Source organism: Citrobacter sp. RHB25-C09, assembly GCF_013836145.1.
Taxonomy (GTDB): domain Bacteria; phylum Pseudomonadota; class Gammaproteobacteria; order Enterobacterales; family Enterobacteriaceae; genus Citrobacter_A.
Map to the genome: position 1 here is coordinate 3,247,855 of NZ_CP057483.1, position 13,990 is coordinate 3,261,844.

17 protein-coding genes are annotated in these 13,990 nt (G+C 50.3%); 2 read left to right on the forward strand and 15 right to left on the reverse strand.

Going from position 1 to position 13,990, the window contains the following annotated elements:
- Positions 1-14 precede the first annotated feature (14 nt).
- From recO to HVY19_RS20705, 6 genes are all read right to left on the reverse strand, one after another.
- Positions 15-728: a DNA repair protein RecO gene (recO, locus tag HVY19_RS15245; protein WP_181681381.1), complete on the reverse strand. Its 714-nt coding sequence runs from the start codon at positions 726-728 to the stop codon at positions 15-17.
- Between the two features lie 24 nt (positions 729-752).
- Positions 753-1,658: a GTPase Era gene (gene era, locus HVY19_RS15250; protein ID WP_181681382.1), complete on the reverse strand. Its 906-nt coding sequence runs from the start codon at positions 1,656-1,658 to the stop codon at positions 753-755.
- The gene (gene rnc, locus HVY19_RS15255) at positions 1,655-2,335 is read right to left on the reverse strand and encodes a ribonuclease III (RefSeq protein WP_162379144.1); all 681 of its coding nucleotides are present in this window, start codon (positions 2,333-2,335) and stop codon (positions 1,655-1,657) included. The genes era and rnc overlap by 4 nt, the downstream gene beginning before the upstream one ends.
- A 275-nt stretch (positions 2,336-2,610) precedes the next feature.
- A complete protein-coding gene (lepB, locus tag HVY19_RS15260; protein WP_181681383.1) occupies positions 2,611-3,585 on the reverse strand; it encodes a signal peptidase I in 975 nt (324 codons plus the stop codon).
- A gap of 15 nt (positions 3,586-3,600) precedes the next feature.
- Positions 3,601-5,400 (reverse strand): translation elongation factor 4, encoded by a 1,800-nt coding sequence (gene lepA, locus HVY19_RS15265; protein WP_181681384.1) that lies wholly within the window; start codon positions 5,398-5,400, stop codon positions 3,601-3,603.
- Between the two features lie 165 nt (positions 5,401-5,565).
- Positions 5,566-5,955 carry a S24 family peptidase gene (locus HVY19_RS20705; RefSeq protein WP_220132929.1) on the reverse strand — a complete coding sequence of 130 codons (390 nt, stop codon included), beginning with the start codon at positions 5,953-5,955 and terminating at the stop codon, positions 5,566-5,568.
- Between the two features lie 82 nt (positions 5,956-6,037).
- Here HVY19_RS20705 and HVY19_RS15270 point away from each other — a divergent pair, with 82 nt between their 5' ends.
- Positions 6,038-6,277, forward strand: a complete 240-nt coding sequence (locus HVY19_RS15270) for a DinI family protein (protein WP_104446768.1) — start codon at positions 6,038-6,040, stop codon at positions 6,275-6,277.
- A 407-nt stretch (positions 6,278-6,684) separates the two neighbouring features.
- Here the strand turns inward: HVY19_RS15270 and HVY19_RS15275 are convergent, their stop codons facing one another.
- The gene (locus tag HVY19_RS15275; RefSeq protein ID WP_090049538.1) at positions 6,685-7,071 is read right to left on the reverse strand and encodes a hypothetical protein; all 387 of its coding nucleotides are present in this window, start codon (positions 7,069-7,071) and stop codon (positions 6,685-6,687) included.
- Between the two features lie 611 nt (positions 7,072-7,682).
- Between HVY19_RS15275 and HVY19_RS15280 the strand changes: the two genes are divergently transcribed.
- Positions 7,683-8,117 (forward strand): tail fiber assembly protein, encoded by a 435-nt coding sequence (locus HVY19_RS15280; RefSeq protein WP_181681073.1) that lies wholly within the window; start codon positions 7,683-7,685, stop codon positions 8,115-8,117.
- A 138-nt stretch (positions 8,118-8,255) separates the two neighbouring features.
- On the opposite strand, the gene HVY19_RS20820 is transcribed toward HVY19_RS15280, so the two are convergent.
- The 8 genes from HVY19_RS20820 to HVY19_RS15320 all read right to left on the reverse strand — a co-directional run bounded on the left by HVY19_RS20820 (position 8,256) and on the right by HVY19_RS15320 (position 13,980).
- Entirely contained in the window at positions 8,256-9,263 is a 1,008-nt protein-coding gene (locus tag HVY19_RS20820) for a glycine-rich domain-containing protein (RefSeq protein WP_249419086.1), read from the reverse strand.
- The gene (locus tag HVY19_RS15290; protein WP_181681385.1) at positions 9,256-9,978 is read right to left on the reverse strand and encodes a DUF2612 domain-containing protein; all 723 of its coding nucleotides are present in this window, start codon (positions 9,976-9,978) and stop codon (positions 9,256-9,258) included. Before HVY19_RS15290 ends, HVY19_RS20820 begins: the two co-directional genes overlap by 8 nt.
- Positions 9,975-11,156: a baseplate J/gp47 family protein gene (locus HVY19_RS15295; RefSeq protein WP_181681386.1), complete on the reverse strand. Its 1,182-nt coding sequence runs from the start codon at positions 11,154-11,156 to the stop codon at positions 9,975-9,977. The genes HVY19_RS15290 and HVY19_RS15295 overlap by 4 nt, the downstream gene beginning before the upstream one ends.
- The gene (locus HVY19_RS15300) at positions 11,140-11,520 is read right to left on the reverse strand and encodes a hypothetical protein (RefSeq protein ID WP_181681387.1); all 381 of its coding nucleotides are present in this window, start codon (positions 11,518-11,520) and stop codon (positions 11,140-11,142) included. The genes HVY19_RS15295 and HVY19_RS15300 overlap by 17 nt, the downstream gene beginning before the upstream one ends.
- Positions 11,517-12,134: a Gp138 family membrane-puncturing spike protein gene (locus tag HVY19_RS15305; protein ID WP_181681388.1), complete on the reverse strand. Its 618-nt coding sequence runs from the start codon at positions 12,132-12,134 to the stop codon at positions 11,517-11,519. Before HVY19_RS15305 ends, HVY19_RS15300 begins: the two co-directional genes overlap by 4 nt.
- A gap of 57 nt (positions 12,135-12,191) precedes the next feature.
- Positions 12,192-12,611 carry a PH domain-containing protein gene (locus HVY19_RS15310; RefSeq protein ID WP_145527454.1) on the reverse strand — a complete coding sequence of 140 codons (420 nt, stop codon included), beginning with the start codon at positions 12,609-12,611 and terminating at the stop codon, positions 12,192-12,194.
- Positions 12,612-12,694: 83 nt separating this feature from the next.
- Entirely contained in the window at positions 12,695-13,645 is a 951-nt protein-coding gene (locus HVY19_RS15315) for a hypothetical protein (RefSeq protein ID WP_181681389.1), read from the reverse strand.
- Complete coding sequence (locus HVY19_RS15320) at positions 13,645-13,980, reverse strand: hypothetical protein (RefSeq protein WP_181681390.1); 336 nt, start codon at positions 13,978-13,980, stop codon at positions 13,645-13,647. The genes HVY19_RS15315 and HVY19_RS15320 overlap by 1 nt, the downstream gene beginning before the upstream one ends.
- Positions 13,981-13,990 lie beyond the last annotated feature (10 nt).

The following is a 13,990-nucleotide window of genomic DNA, read 5'->3' on the forward strand; positions in this document are numbered from 1 at the left end:
CAATCCTCGTCATTTTATTTTCGCATCGGCATAAACTGCCGGAATAATTCGCGGCTCTTTAAAGGCTTACCCCCAAGATACGGCTTCAGCGCCATACGGGTAAAGCGTTTCGCAGCCCGTAGGGTATCAACATCTGGAAATTCACGTTCATACAGCGCCCGCAGATGGCGTCCGGTAAAGGTGTTGTTGTCGATAACGATGCTGGCAATAAAGCCTTTTTCTTCCCGGTAACGGTAGGTCATGGTGTCGTCCACCGGCTCACCGCTTCCCGCGCAGTGAAGAAAATCTACGCCGTATCCAAGATGCCCGAGGAGTGCCAGTTCAAAACGACGCAGCGTAGGCTCCGGCGTTCCGGTCGCGCCAGCCAGCGCCTGGATACAGTGCAGGTAATCGAAGAAGAGCGCGGAAAAGCGAGTTTCGTGCTCCAGCACGCGAGCAAGCAATTCGTTGACGTACAGACCGCTGTATAAAGTGATGCCACTCAGGGGGAGCGCAAGGGATACTGCTTCAGCGCTGCGTAGGGTTTTAACTTCACCACGCCCGCCAAAGCGAACCAGCAGAGGGGTAAAAGGCTGAAGAGCGCCTTTCAAATTTGAGCGTTTGGAACGTGCGCCTTTGGCAACAAGACGCACGCGACCGGACTCTTCCGTGAAGACGTCCAGCATAAGACTGGTTTCGCTCCACGGACGGCTGTGCAGAACAAATGCGCGCTGCCACCCTTCAGTCATAGCGTATGGGTAACAAGAAGGTGATTAAAGGTCGTCTACGTAACCGAGACTACGCAGTGCGCGTTCGTCGTCGGCCCAGCCGGATTTCACTTTCACCCACAGTTCAAGGTGAACCGGGGCTTCGAACATTTCCTGCATGTCTTTACGCGCTTCAATACCGATGGTTTTGATTTTGGACCCTTTGTTGCCAATCACCATCTTCTTCTGTCCTTCGCGCTCAACGAGGATCAGCCCGTTGATGTCGTAACCGCCACGCTCGTTGGTCTGGAAACGTTCGATTTCTACAGTCACCGAATATGGCAGCTCTGCGCCAAGGAAACGCATCAGCTTTTCCCGGATGATTTCAGAGGCCATAAAGCGCTGAGAACGGTCGGTGATGTAATCTTCCGGGAAGTGATGCACAGCTTCCGGCAGATGCTTACGCACAATACCTGCGATGGTGTCGACGTTCAGACCGGTTTCCGCTGACAGCGGGACAATATCCAGGAAGTTCATCTGGCGCCCCAGCCACTGCAGATGCGGCAGCAGATCGGCTTTTTCCTGTACGTTATCCACTTTGTTAACGGCCAGAATCACCGGCGCTTTGCCGTCGCGCAGTTTGTTAAGCACCATCTCATCGTCCGCAGTCCAGCGGGTGCCTTCCACCACGAAGATGACCAGTTCTACGTCACCAATGGAGCTGCTGGCCGCTTTGTTCATCAGGCGGTTGATGGCGCGCTTTTCTTCCATATGCAGCCCAGGGGTATCCACGTAAATCGCCTGGTACGCCCCTTCGGTATGGATGCCGACAATACGGTGACGCGTGGTCTGCGCTTTGCGGGAAGTGATCGAAATCTTCTGCCCAAGCAGGTTATTCAACAGGGTGGATTTGCCAACGTTCGGACGACCGACGATGGCAATAAATCCGCAGTAACTTTTATCGATGCTCATTCCAGCTCCAGTTTTTTCAGCGCCTGTTCGGCGGCAGCCTGCTCCGCCTTGCGACGGCTCGAACCGGTGCCAACCACCGGCTCACTCAGGCCACTGACCTGGCAGTGGATAGTAAATTCTTGATCGTGTGCTTCGCCACGGACCTGTACCACCAGATATGACGGCAGCGGCAGATGGCGACCCTGTAAATATTCCTGCAAACGCGTTTTCGGATCTTTTTGCTTATCGCCCGGACTGATTTCGTCCAGACGGCTCTGATACCAGTTGAGGATCAGTTTTTCGACGGTCTGAATATCGCTGTCGAGGAATACCCCACCGATCAGCGCTTCCACGGTATCCGCGAGGATAGATTCACGGCGGAAACCACCGCTTTTCAGCTCACCCGGACCTAAACGCAGGCACTCACCGAGGTCAAATTCACGGGCAAGTTCTGCCAGCGTATTCCCACGCACCAGCGTGGCACGCATACGGCTCATATCACCTTCGTCCACGCGTGGGAAACGGTGATAAAGCGCATTAGCAATGACAAAGCTTAAAATTGAGTCGCCGAGAAATTCTAAACGCTCGTTATGTTTGCTGCTGGCACTGCGGTGCGTTAATGCCTGCTGCAACAACTCCTGATGAGTAAAAGTGTAGCCCAGCTTCCGTTGAAGCCGATTAATTACGATGGGGTTCATGCGATACCAATAAATAAATGCGTCAACAATGCAGCACACGAAACAGACCTGATATACATGACAGTAACCCGCCGCGCTAAGGCAGCTTCAGTACATTCGTATATGGGGACCAACGCTGTTTCGTGTGCCGTGGCGACCTAAAGGCGCCAACCTGAAACTTCGGGGGAATATTCTATACACAACGACAGGGGATGTCGTTAGCCAGGGAAGATTTATCTAAGAAATAATTCACGCTGTCGCCACAAAAAGACGACAACGTGAATTTTTAGCCGCGATTAGTGGATACCACCGATGCGACTGAGACGAACGCCCGTTGGCCATTCACCTTCTTGTTTATCGAAGCTCATCCAGATGGCGGTCGCTTTCCCTACCAGGTTCGCTTCAGGAACAAATCCCCAATAACGGCTGTCGGCGCTGTTATCACGGTTGTCACCCATCATGAAATAGTGTCCCGGTGGCACAATCCACGTTGCCAGGCTTTGACCTGGTTGGCGGTAGTACATTCCCACCTGATCCTGCGCAATGGGCACGGTCAGAATACGGTGCGTCACCTCGCCAAGCGTTTCTTTTCGCTCGGCCAGACGAATGCCATTTTCTTTCGTTTCGCCCTGCGGCATCTCAAAGAAACCACTGGTCGCCTCTCCGCCATTGCGACGGGCAAATGTCTGCACGAAATCGCTCGGCTGAACATTGCTGTAGGTGACTGGCAGCGCGTTTTCACATGCCTGTCCAGAACTGCAGCCTGGCTGAATAGTGACTTCCTTCGTTTCAGGGTTGTAGGTCACTTTGTCGCCCGGCAGACCGATTGCGCGTTTGATATAATCCAGGCGCGGATCCTCCGGGTATTTAAAGACCACGATGTCGCCGCGTTTCGGGTGCCCCGTTTCGATCAGCGTTTTCTGGTAAATCGGATCTTTAATTCCATAGGCAAATTTCTCTACCAGAATAAAGTCACCAATCAGCAGCGTCGGCATCATTGAACCTGACGGGATCTGGAAAGGTTCATAGATAAAGGAGCGCACGACCAATACGATCGCCAGCACGGGGAAAACCGAAGCGCCGGTTTCCAGCCAGCCTGGCTTAGGCGCGACTTTTTTCAGCGTTGTTTTATCCAGTGCATCACCGGTAGTGGCCTGCGCCGCAGCCTGACGCTCCCGCCGTTTTGGTGCGAAGATAAATTTATCAATGCACCACAAAACGCCCGTTACCAGTGTGGCAATCACCAGAATCAGGGCAAACATATTCGCCATGCCAACTCCTATTTATTATTTGCTGTCTTTGCCGACATGCAGAATGGCGAGGAACGCTTCCTGAGGCAGTTCGACGTTACCGATCTGCTTCATACGTTTCTTACCTTCTTTCTGCTTCTGCAGCAGCTTTTTCTTACGGCTGATATCGCCGCCATAGCATTTCGCCAGAACGTTTTTACGCAATTGTTTAACCGTGGAGCGCGCGATGATATGCGTACCGATGGCTGCCTGAATCGCGATATCGAACTGCTGACGTGGGATCAGATCTTTCATCTTCTCCACCAGCTCACGACCACGACTCTGTGAGTTATCACGGTGAGTGATCAGCGCCAGCGCATCGACACGTTCGTTGTTGATTAACACATCAACACGCACCATATCGGACGCCTGGAAACGTTTGAAGTTGTAATCCAGAGAGGCATAACCGCGAGAGGTTGATTTCAGACGGTCAAAGAAGTCGAGAACCACTTCGGCCATCGGGATTTCATAGGTCAACGCCACCTGGTTTCCGTGGTAAACCATGTTGGTTTGCACACCGCGCTTCTCAATACACAAGGTTATGACGTTACCCAGGTACGCCTGCGGCAGAAGCATATGGCATTCCGCGATGGGCTCGCGCAGTTCATAGATGTTGTTCAGCGGCGGCAGCTTGGACGGGCTGTCAACATAGATGGTTTCTTTGGAAGTGGTTTCCACTTCATACACAACGGTCGGCGCGGTGGTGATCAGATCCAGATCGTATTCACGCTCCAGACGTTCCTGAATGATCTCCATGTGCAGCAGACCCAGGAAGCCACAGCGGAAGCCGAAGCCCAGCGCGGTTGAACTTTCTGGCTCATAGAACAGCGAGGCGTCGTTGAGGCTCAGCTTACCGAGTGCGTCACGGAAGTTCTCGTAGTCGTCAGAGCTGACCGGGAACAGCCCGGCGTAAACCTGCGGCTTCACCTTTTTAAAACCTGGCAGCGCTTTTTCTGCCGGGTTACGTGCCTGAGTCAGCGTATCACCAACCGGCGCGCCGAGAATGTCTTTAATTGCACAAACCAGCCAACCGACCTCGCCACATTTAAGCTCGGTACGGTCGACCTGTTTTGGTGTGAAGATCCCCAGTCGGTCTGCGTTATAGACCTGCCCGGTGCTCATCACTTTGATTTTGTCGCCTTTGCGCATGGTGCCGTTTTTAATACGTACCAGCGACACAACGCCAAGATAGTTATCGAACCAGGAGTCGATGATCAGCGCCTGCAACGGGCCATCCGGATCGCCTTCCGGCGGCGGAATATCACGCACCAGACGTTCCAGGACGTCGGTGACGCCTACGCCGGTTTTCGCCGAGCAGCGTACGGCGTCAGTGGCATCAATACCGACGATATCTTCAATCTCTTCGGCTACACGTTCAGGATCGGCGGCTGGCAGGTCAATTTTGTTCAGAACCGGCACCACTTCGAGATCCATTTCCATCGCGGTGTAGCAGTTCGCCAGGGTTTGCGCCTCAACGCCCTGCCCGGCATCCACCACCAGCAATGCGCCCTCACAGGCCGCCAGCGAGCGAGAAACTTCATACGAGAAGTCAACGTGGCCAGGGGTGTCGATAAAGTTAAGCTGGTAAGTTTCACCATCAGACGCTTTAAAGTCGAGCGTCACGCTCTGCGCTTTAATGGTAATACCGCGCTCACGCTCAAGATCCATCGAGTCGAGAACCTGCGCTTCCATTTCACGGTCAGACAGGCCACCGCAGATCTGAATAATACGGTCAGACAGCGTCGATTTACCGTGGTCGATGTGAGCAATGATGGAGAAATTTCTTATGTTCTTCATAAATATGAATTTTTTAACTCGCTATGCTGATAATTATTTCTTGATGGACACAGCGGTGGACATTCCACATTAACTACCCCATCAATGACTGGCGTGCATATTACACTGTAGCGCTGAAATCGTCAGCATACGATCTCTTCATTAACATACGATGTTACGTTACTTTTATAACACCGGACAATCATCAAACTCTCCCGATCGTGCATCATTGATGATGTAAGTGATCACCCCAAATACTGGCGAAGTCACATTGTAGTCACCCGTTGAGTCTGGTATATCTTCGCGCTTACCGTTCTCCAGATTCACCAGGTGAGGTCTTGGGTGCACGCGGAAGCGTTTTATCTTTAGCTCACCATCTAACCTACAGATGAGCAGAGAGCCATCGCAAGGTATCAGGGAGCTATCTACCACTAGCAAGGCACCATTCATGATGCCTTCTCTCCAGTATGTCTGCCCTGCTCTCATGAAGTATGTAGCTGATGGATGCTCAATAAATTTCTCGTCTAGCGATATGTGGCGCTCAACGTAGTCCGCTGCCGGAGAAGGGAAGCCCATAGTTACCTCTATCTACTATTGACACTGGATAAAAACACAGTATATATACTGTATATCCAACCAGTAAAGGGAGAAGGTAAAAATGTTTGTTGAGCTGGTTTATGACAAGAGAAACGTTGCCGGGTTGCCAGGTGCAAGTAACATCATTCTGGCCGAATTGACGAAGCGGGTGCACCGGATTTTTCCTGATGCTGAGGTGAGGGTGAAGCCAATGCAGGCTAACGCCTTAAACAGCGACTGCACCAAAACTGAGAAAGAACGGCTGAACCGCATGCTGGAAGAAATGTTTGAAGAATCTGATATGTGGCTGGTTTCAGAATAAGAGCATTGTTTTGTCATATTGCATATGTAGGAACCGCACCGGCGGGCAATCATTCAATACTCGCACGATCGAACGATCGCCAGCCAGCCGCAACCGTAGTCTTGCATACGGTGTGGTTGCGGCAACTTATTCCTTTAACACCGCAATTTCTGGCTTAAACTAAATAATGAACATTCCACCTCAATAAATGTCTAAGAAAGGAATCCTATGACTAAAAAGAAGCCTTATGATCACCAATCTGATATTAGTATTATCCATAACTGCCATTTCCCTGTGTGTAATAACGTTTGCATTAATTAAAATTGGAATTGGATTATCAAACAATCCAGATAAAAGCGATAGCTAAGCACTTGTATGGGCCAACCGCCCCCGTTCTTCCATACGGTGCGGTTGCGGCACCATGTGTGTTATGCGCATTTACTGGTCACTATGGTGTCAGTAACACCAGCGGATGCTTTTTTGAGCGCACGATTGAATGCAATAACAGTAACAGGATTTTTCTTCGCTTTAACACGGTTTGAATGGCTCTGGAACACATAAACATCATCAGGATATGCTTCTCTTCGCCTCCTGATTAGGCTCCTCACAGGAGATGGAGCTAACACTCTCACCTCCTTTAATCGCCCTCTCTGTTTGAAAGTAAGCCATTCGCCGGAAAGGTCGCTATAGTGAAGCCTGATTATTCTACCAACCCCTACCGGCAGGTAGTAAAGACAGCCCCATAAATCAGACCAGGTATCACTGATGCTTCTTAGCCTGGCATTTATCACGGCAAATTCATAAAAGGTCAGCACACCCCGTCCTTTTCTCCATTGGTGTAAATATCCTTATAATTATTACGTACCTATTTCAAAGATCCAGTTATTTTAACAGATTGGCTGTACCAGTTGCTCAGCGGTTAACTTTGGTTGTCCTACTCTCCGATCCGACCTTCCGTGCCCGTAACTGCTAAACCGGCACGAATGCGTTCGACAATTAGTGCTCTTTCCACTTAAGTCTTTGTCATCATGACGCGAAAAGAAGAAATATTGTCAAGATGATAAATGGCCGTTATTGCAAAGGTTGGTTTAGGAGATGCGGTTCATCTTGCAAATTTTACATCCGGAGTTAACTGGCGGAGAACGCCTGACGGATACATCGAGCAATGGGGACAATCTGCGGTAGCGAACTCATCAACAGGGATTGCAGTCGCAACATTTCCTGTCCCTTTCCCGACCGAGTGCCTGACAGTGCCTGACAGTTCAAATTGGTGAAGTGACGAATACTCAGACCGGAAATTCGGGCGTGAAATCCTGGGGGGTGAGCCTGGACACTCTTACTAAGACGGGAGTATCAGGGGTTCTGGATGTAACAGGCTCCCCGGCTACTGGTGAGTTTTTCATTTACAGAGCTATCGGGAGATAGAATGAATATTTATAAATGGTCGGCCATTAATAATGCATTTTTCCCCGTCAGTTTGCTTGACAGTTACATGACGGCGGGTTGGAACTTATCTGATGCAATTGACATTCCTGATGATGTTTCAATGGAATATATGGGGGGCCCGCCTGATGGAATGATTCGAGTAGCTGGGGATGACGGGTTACCTGCATGGTCTGAAATCCCTCCAGCAACTCATGAAGAAGAAGTGGCTGCCGCTGAATCGCAAAAACAATTGTTAATTGACCAGGCCAATGCCCACATGAATAGTAAGCAGTGGCCTGGTAAAGCCGCGATTGGACGCCTGACGGGAGACGAACTGGCGCAGTACAATCTGTGGCTGGATTATCTGGACGCACTGGAGTCTATCGACTCCTCCAGCACACCGGATATTAACTGGCCTGCTCCACCTGAGGTGTAAACACCTCACCGTCACAGGTAAAGCCCGGCTGCACAAAGTCCGGGCATTCTACCCAAACCAATAATGGGTGAAAGCGACCAGCAGGATCGATATCCGTTATTTCAACTACAGTGTTGTTCTCTATTCTTGCCCACATATTTACCACCTGATAATAATTACACCGTTTCCACCTTTACCAGCGCGTCCGGCAACTGCCGGTGCGCCCAGCGCGGCTCCGGCACCTCCTCCACCTGGCCCATACGCATCAATTCCGTCATGTGTGGATGTATCAACAGCGCCTTGTCCTCCGGGGCCACCACCGCCACCACCAACGAAACTGGTCGAGAAAGAAGAACCAGGATTTCCTGGGCCAAGTGAAGTATTAAAATCGCCACCGATACCAACGCCGCAGGCTCCACCTGACGGAGTTGCACCGCCAGTCCCGCCTGTTGCTGACAAGATTGAACCGAATGAAGTAGTTCCACCATTAGTACCTGCAATATTGCTGGTTCCCGCCGCTGGCGCGATACCACCATTACCAACTGTCAGGGTGACTGACTCTACTTCTGTAAGGTCAATTAATTTTTCGGCGATGCCGCCACCACCGCCACCTCCGCCTCCGGCAGCTCGTCCGCCAGAACCTCCGCCACCAATGACTTTCACGTAGCATTTTCTGCCTTTGCGTAACTCATCAGGCACAACCCAATTCACAACACCGGGAGCAGAAAAAACCACCATGTTTTTATAGCCAAAGGCTGACTCTTCCAAACCAAGGTTTGCGAGACCGTTTTTTGACGTCAAAACAGGAGTCCAATTTGATGATGGCGGCTCGTTGCCAATGTTTCCATCCTCCAGGGACTGATAAGGCTCTCCGCTGTGTGTGCAGATCGAACCGATATGATACTCCTGTTCTGCATGCCACTCTGGAACCCCCATTTGGTGCTGATACGCAATGAACTGACTCATTGCATACATTGCCGCATTGAAGTCCTCAAGCGAGGGGTGTTCGGAAGCGCCAACAATTCCCCATCCGCGAAGGAAAGATGCCGTGATCTGCGAGGTCAGGTCATCTGCCTGATTTGTTCCACCAAAAACGGTTCTTTCCATTCCCTGTGCATCAGAGGCAAAAGCCCGAACATTTCCCTGATATCGTGCAATCTTAGACATTGATTTTCCTCGAAAAAAAACCGCCCTGGTAGGCGGTATTAAACTTGCTGGCGAATCCTCTGGCCGAAGGGTTTCGCGAGAAACCGAATGTCAGACCAGGAGTCACCCGATAAAAATAATCGTATCGAACGCCAGCAGGTTTCGGCAGCAGGCCAAGCTTCACAATCAGGCGTAACTCTTCAACTGATACCCGCGGCGAAACGTTCAGCGCAAGCGTCATGTCTTTTCTGTCGGTCACGTAAGCTTCGCCGTTGAATGCCGTCTGTATAACATCCTGCAGGCTAACTCGATCGTCTGACGCTATCGTTGCACCTGCAGCGTTTCGCGCAATTTTGACCCGGAGGAACCTGCGATACTCATTATCAGCCAGTTGGTAGTCACCATATGCCGGGGAAAACTTGCTGTAGAAAGGTGCTCCGACATACGCTGCATTAGATTTACTGTCGAAGCCTGCGGTATTCAGATGTTCTTCAAACCCGAAAAATACACGAGCAATAACAGCCGGCACGCTACGGGGAAGGCCGACTATCCGGCCAATGACATCAAGCCGGTATCCGGTAACCCGGTCGAGATCAAAGTTATCCGGGTTACGAATAAAATCGGCGATGATTTGCCAGTGCCTGAGCATGGACTGTATCTCTGACCTTGCTTTTTTCTTTTCCCAATACTGCTTGATGAGCATTAGCGTGTAGCGGTTAATGATGTCGTCATTCACTGGACCACCTCGTTAACGTCTATATTTTCCACACTCAGCGTGAACTTTCCCTGAAAGCCTGGTGATAACTCAGCATCGGTGTAATCTGCCCCATTACTGCTAATTTGCAGATTGGTCAGCACAAAATTCACCCGTCCTACTCCATACCCATTCTCATAAAATTCGTTAGCATCCACAGACTCGCCAATATGCATGATGCGTGACGCAAGAGATTTTTTGAGCGTATCGATATCTATCGGTTCATTTTGCACCTTTCGGCGGGCCGTGAGCCTGATATGAAGCGGTTTGTAGACTGGTCGATCAAACTGAAGTTCATGGGCTATCAGAAATGTGGTACCGTCAGGCCGAACCAGCGTTTCTGTATAACGTCCGGTAATGCTGCCTTTAGTTCCCGTTCCACCTCCTTTCTGTTTTACCATGACCTCTACAATTTCAGAGATCGCGCCGCCTTCCACGACAAGCCATATAGAATTCGCTGGGATGCTCGTAGTCTGATCGTCGATTTTCGTGTCGTTCTCACCGATATTCAGATCAATTACACCTGTCAGTTGAGCAACTTTAGCGAAAATCGCACCGGTGCTACCTGTCGCTGGATTCTCAAGGGACCGATTTCTACGCTGCCTGAACTCTTCGGGTGTTTCCTCATCCCGCCCTACCACAACATCTGAATCAGTGATAATACTCAAAACCCCAGGTTCTGGTGTGAGTTGAGTGAAGGTATCGGTCACCAGTCCTGTAACCTTCCCAAAGTTTTGAGCAAAAAAGGTGACTGTTGTGACGCCCGCCGGAACAGTCACATCCTGTCGGATAACCCAGACCTGATTTGCCTGGTCCCGTATCTTGTACCCGCTATAGAGAAGTAAAGGCCTGTCTGTTGTGACTTTAAGGTCACGCTGAGAACGAGATCCAGGGCGAAGGAAAAGTCCGTGAAGTTTGGCGATAATCTGCTGCATATCACCAGTATTAAAATCGGGGTCAATTTGGGAATAAAGCCATTGCAGCGCGGCTTCAATATCTGCCCGAGCCTGAGCTTCGATTGCCACGCGTTGACCGTCAGGTGACTCCTGGTCTAAATCAATATCCTGACCATAAATTCCCTTATATCCGTCGCTCAGTTCCTGAAATAACTCCCGGAGAGTGTTTGTCTCAAGGCCGTTGTCGTTAAACTGTAGTGCCATTCTTCAACTCTCCGTTGACCGGGAAGGTGATCGTCTGCTGGTCATAGACGGTCTCAATGCTGAGTTCGATTTTTTGTGACCGGGTGGACTTATTGACCTCCATCGCCAGGGCGGTGATGCGCATGACCCCATCCGTCGCCAGCGTCACACGCTCTATCTCCCGCAGAATCTCCTGCTCGGTGTTTTTTTCTGATAACAGGTAAAGCCAGTCGATGTTGTCATCCATGTTGAGAGGATTATCGTTTTTGAACGAGCGGATGCGGCACTTCACTTTCTGGGCTATCGCGGCGCCACCAGTAATGTAATTGTTCCGTCCTCGACCAAACGTCCAGTCATTGTTTTTATCCAGCGCTGATACAATCATGCGATCCCCGTAATAATGCCGTTGGTTACTGTGATTGTTTTGCCGTCGTCACTCCTGAAGGAACCCGTTACGCCACCTTTCCCTTCGGTTTGTAGCGTCCCATATTTCATTAGGCCAAGCACCTCGCACTCTTCGAGCGTTGTTTTTCCTTCGGTCTGCTCAATATCACCGGTCAGGTACATCGACCCGTCGTGGTCACTATCTCCCTTAATCATCCTGCGTTCGGTCGGGATACTTATGGCAGTTGCCTGGGGGTTGACGCCACATAACGCGAAGCCGTCAGAGTAATCGTGCATTCTCATTTCTAACGGAGAAACAAAGTCGCTTCCTGCATACCATGAGTCATAGCAACGCTCTGAGATAAGGACCAGACAGTAATCACCCTCAGAAATTGGCTCTGCAATATAACTTCCACCACCCTGAATAATTACAGGAGGAACCTCAATGAATTCAGGCAACTGACGTGATTGACCATCCACAACCCTGTTAACAACAGGTGTACATCCAATCGTTTTATCGTTTACAGATGTTATCTTTGCGACGACAATTGTGTGAACATCGACCAGCGCGAAATTCACCCCCTGACCGATGGTGTCGTGAAGTTCTTCAATCATGAATTGCGCCCATAAAAAAACCCGCCGAAGCGGGTTTATGTCATTAATATTTTGCAACTACGCGGACTCAGCAGCTTCCTGCGCCTCAAAGAATCGCTGACGGAATCTCATTGGGTCTTTGATGAAGCGTATTGGGGCATGCGCAGAACCAGTGTCACTAATTACCAGAGAGCCGTAACCGAAGATGCGCCCAACTATACCCTGCTTAATCTGCAAGCTTGAAACCTTTTTGATCGGAATTTCTACGGTGTCTCGCTTAATTAATCCAGCTTTTGCAATTAATCGCTTATTTGTTATCCCGGCCTCGTTGGAGCGAAGAATCAGGTAACCCAGCGGTATAAGTATCAGACCAACAAAAGCCGTTACCGGGGCCAGAATCAAACCCCAGATAACCCATGGTATCAGAGCTAGGAGAGTGACTTCTCCGCGGTACAAAACCTCTTCCTTGCCAATCAAATTTGAATCGATATAGGACATATCCCAAAAACTCCTTTGCAAAGGGATTCGGATAATATCACCTTACAAAAAATATTTCGATATGTTATCGGGAATGATATTTCCTAGGTTATCACTTTGTAATTTCCGGCTGGTCTGGCTGTCACTTTTTGACTCCATGCCCCGCCGGTATACTGCCCACTGGTTTCAATCTGATAGATCTTATAAACGCCATTCAATGAAGGGTTAGTTACGCTTTCCAGAGAGCACAGCCCACCGATGGTCAGCATAGGATTCAATTTCGTATCGAATACGATCTGCCCTTTCGATTGAGGGACCAGTGTGCTTGAGTCAACCTTCTCTTTGTTACTACCCCCCGGATCGGTTTCTGGGTTGTTAGTGGGTTTTTGCCCCTTCTGGCCGCCGTCATCCTGCGCGCTAATCTTCGTAGCCTGAGGGGTGTTAAGTAGGCCACTACGCGCATTCACGACTGGAATGTTACCCGATGTAACCTCATTAGCCTTTAGGATGTGGACGCGCTCATCTTTGATGAAAAATGACTCGTCAGGCGCAAGGGTATCGGTAAGAATTTTACTGGAGCTACCTACCAGAACCTTCGGCCTGATAAGCGCCTGTTGCTTCGTCACAGAGCCTTTTTTCGTGTTTGGCATGTCCTGCAAAACGGAATCGACGACCTGATCCTTACCGCGCACCGTGCGCGATGTGAAGGAATTGATATAGTCGTGACCGCCATCTTCGCATTCAAGGCTGACGATGTGGATCGCACCTTCACGTTTTACCGCCCCGCTTTTAACCGAACCCTGAAATACCTGGCGCAGCTTGCCGTCGTAACCCACCTCGAGGCGAACCGGGATATACTTCTCTTCATCTTCGGACTTGAGCAATTGCAGACGCGTGGAGGGCTTTAGCCCGTTGATGGACACACTCAGCTTGCCGAGTGACTTCTTGTCCACGGTTTCCAGCGCCTTGAATGACACGGTGATCGGTGGCTCGATAACCACTGCTTGATTGCCGATCCCCACCGTCAGCCGATAGTCACGGTAAAAAGTATCCATCACGGCACGTCTCCCCCGCGAATATCAATCATCTCTTCCTGCGTGACCAGATACAATTCGATGCGCCCACTGGCGAAGTCATCAGCCCGATACGGGTCAATGCCGGAGCTGTCAGTACAAAGTAACGCGATATCGAAAGGCCAGTTCTTGTGCCGAAAATGAAGCGTTCCCAGCGACAGTTTCACGCCGTCGATGTAATCACCGTTGTACTCGACGCGCATTTTCCACATTTCTACCGTGGGCAGATAACGAATAGTGACCACAGCCTCACCACGCTCGAACAGCAGTACGTGGCGCTGGATAGGTTCGTCGGTGATGTTGGTTATCGGATCCATGCGTTACTCT

Excerpts from the sequence above, each read along its gene's own strand:
- HVY19_RS15305 (WP_181681388.1), bottom strand. The coding sequence starts at position 12,134 with ATGATTGAAGAACTTCACGACACCATCGGTCAGGGGGTGAATTTCGCG.
- HVY19_RS15280 (WP_181681073.1), top strand. The coding sequence starts at position 7,683 with ATGAATATTTATAAATGGTCGGCCATTAATAATGCATTTTTCCCCGTC.
- lepA (WP_181681384.1), bottom strand. The coding sequence starts at position 5,400 with ATGAAGAACATAAGAAATTTCTCCATCATTGCTCACATCGACCACGGT.
- lepB (WP_181681383.1), bottom strand. The coding sequence starts at position 3,585 with ATGGCGAATATGTTTGCCCTGATTCTGGTGATTGCCACACTGGTAACG.
- HVY19_RS15295 (WP_181681386.1), bottom strand. The coding sequence starts at position 11,156 with ATGGCACTACAGTTTAACGACAACGGCCTTGAGACAAACACTCTCCGG.
- HVY19_RS15300 (WP_181681387.1), bottom strand. The coding sequence starts at position 11,520 with ATGATTGTATCAGCGCTGGATAAAAACAATGACTGGACGTTTGGTCGA.
- HVY19_RS15270 (WP_104446768.1), top strand. The coding sequence starts at position 6,038 with ATGTTTGTTGAGCTGGTTTATGACAAGAGAAACGTTGCCGGGTTGCCA.
- HVY19_RS20705 (WP_220132929.1), bottom strand. The coding sequence starts at position 5,955 with ATGGGCTTCCCTTCTCCGGCAGCGGACTACGTTGAGCGCCACATATCG.
- HVY19_RS15310 (WP_145527454.1), bottom strand. The coding sequence starts at position 12,611 with ATGTCCTATATCGATTCAAATTTGATTGGCAAGGAAGAGGTTTTGTAC.
- era (WP_181681382.1), bottom strand. The coding sequence starts at position 1,658 with ATGAGCATCGATAAAAGTTACTGCGGATTTATTGCCATCGTCGGTCGT.
- HVY19_RS15320 (WP_181681390.1), bottom strand. The coding sequence starts at position 13,980 with ATGGATCCGATAACCAACATCACCGACGAACCTATCCAGCGCCACGTA.
- HVY19_RS20820 (WP_249419086.1), bottom strand. The coding sequence starts at position 9,263 with ATGTCTAAGATTGCACGATATCAGGGAAATGTTCGGGCTTTTGCCTCT.
- HVY19_RS15315 (WP_181681389.1), bottom strand. The coding sequence starts at position 13,645 with ATGGATACTTTTTACCGTGACTATCGGCTGACGGTGGGGATCGGCAAT.
- rnc (WP_162379144.1), bottom strand. The coding sequence starts at position 2,335 with ATGAACCCCATCGTAATTAATCGGCTTCAACGGAAGCTGGGCTACACT.
- recO (WP_181681381.1), bottom strand. The coding sequence starts at position 728 with ATGACTGAAGGGTGGCAGCGCGCATTTGTTCTGCACAGCCGTCCGTGG.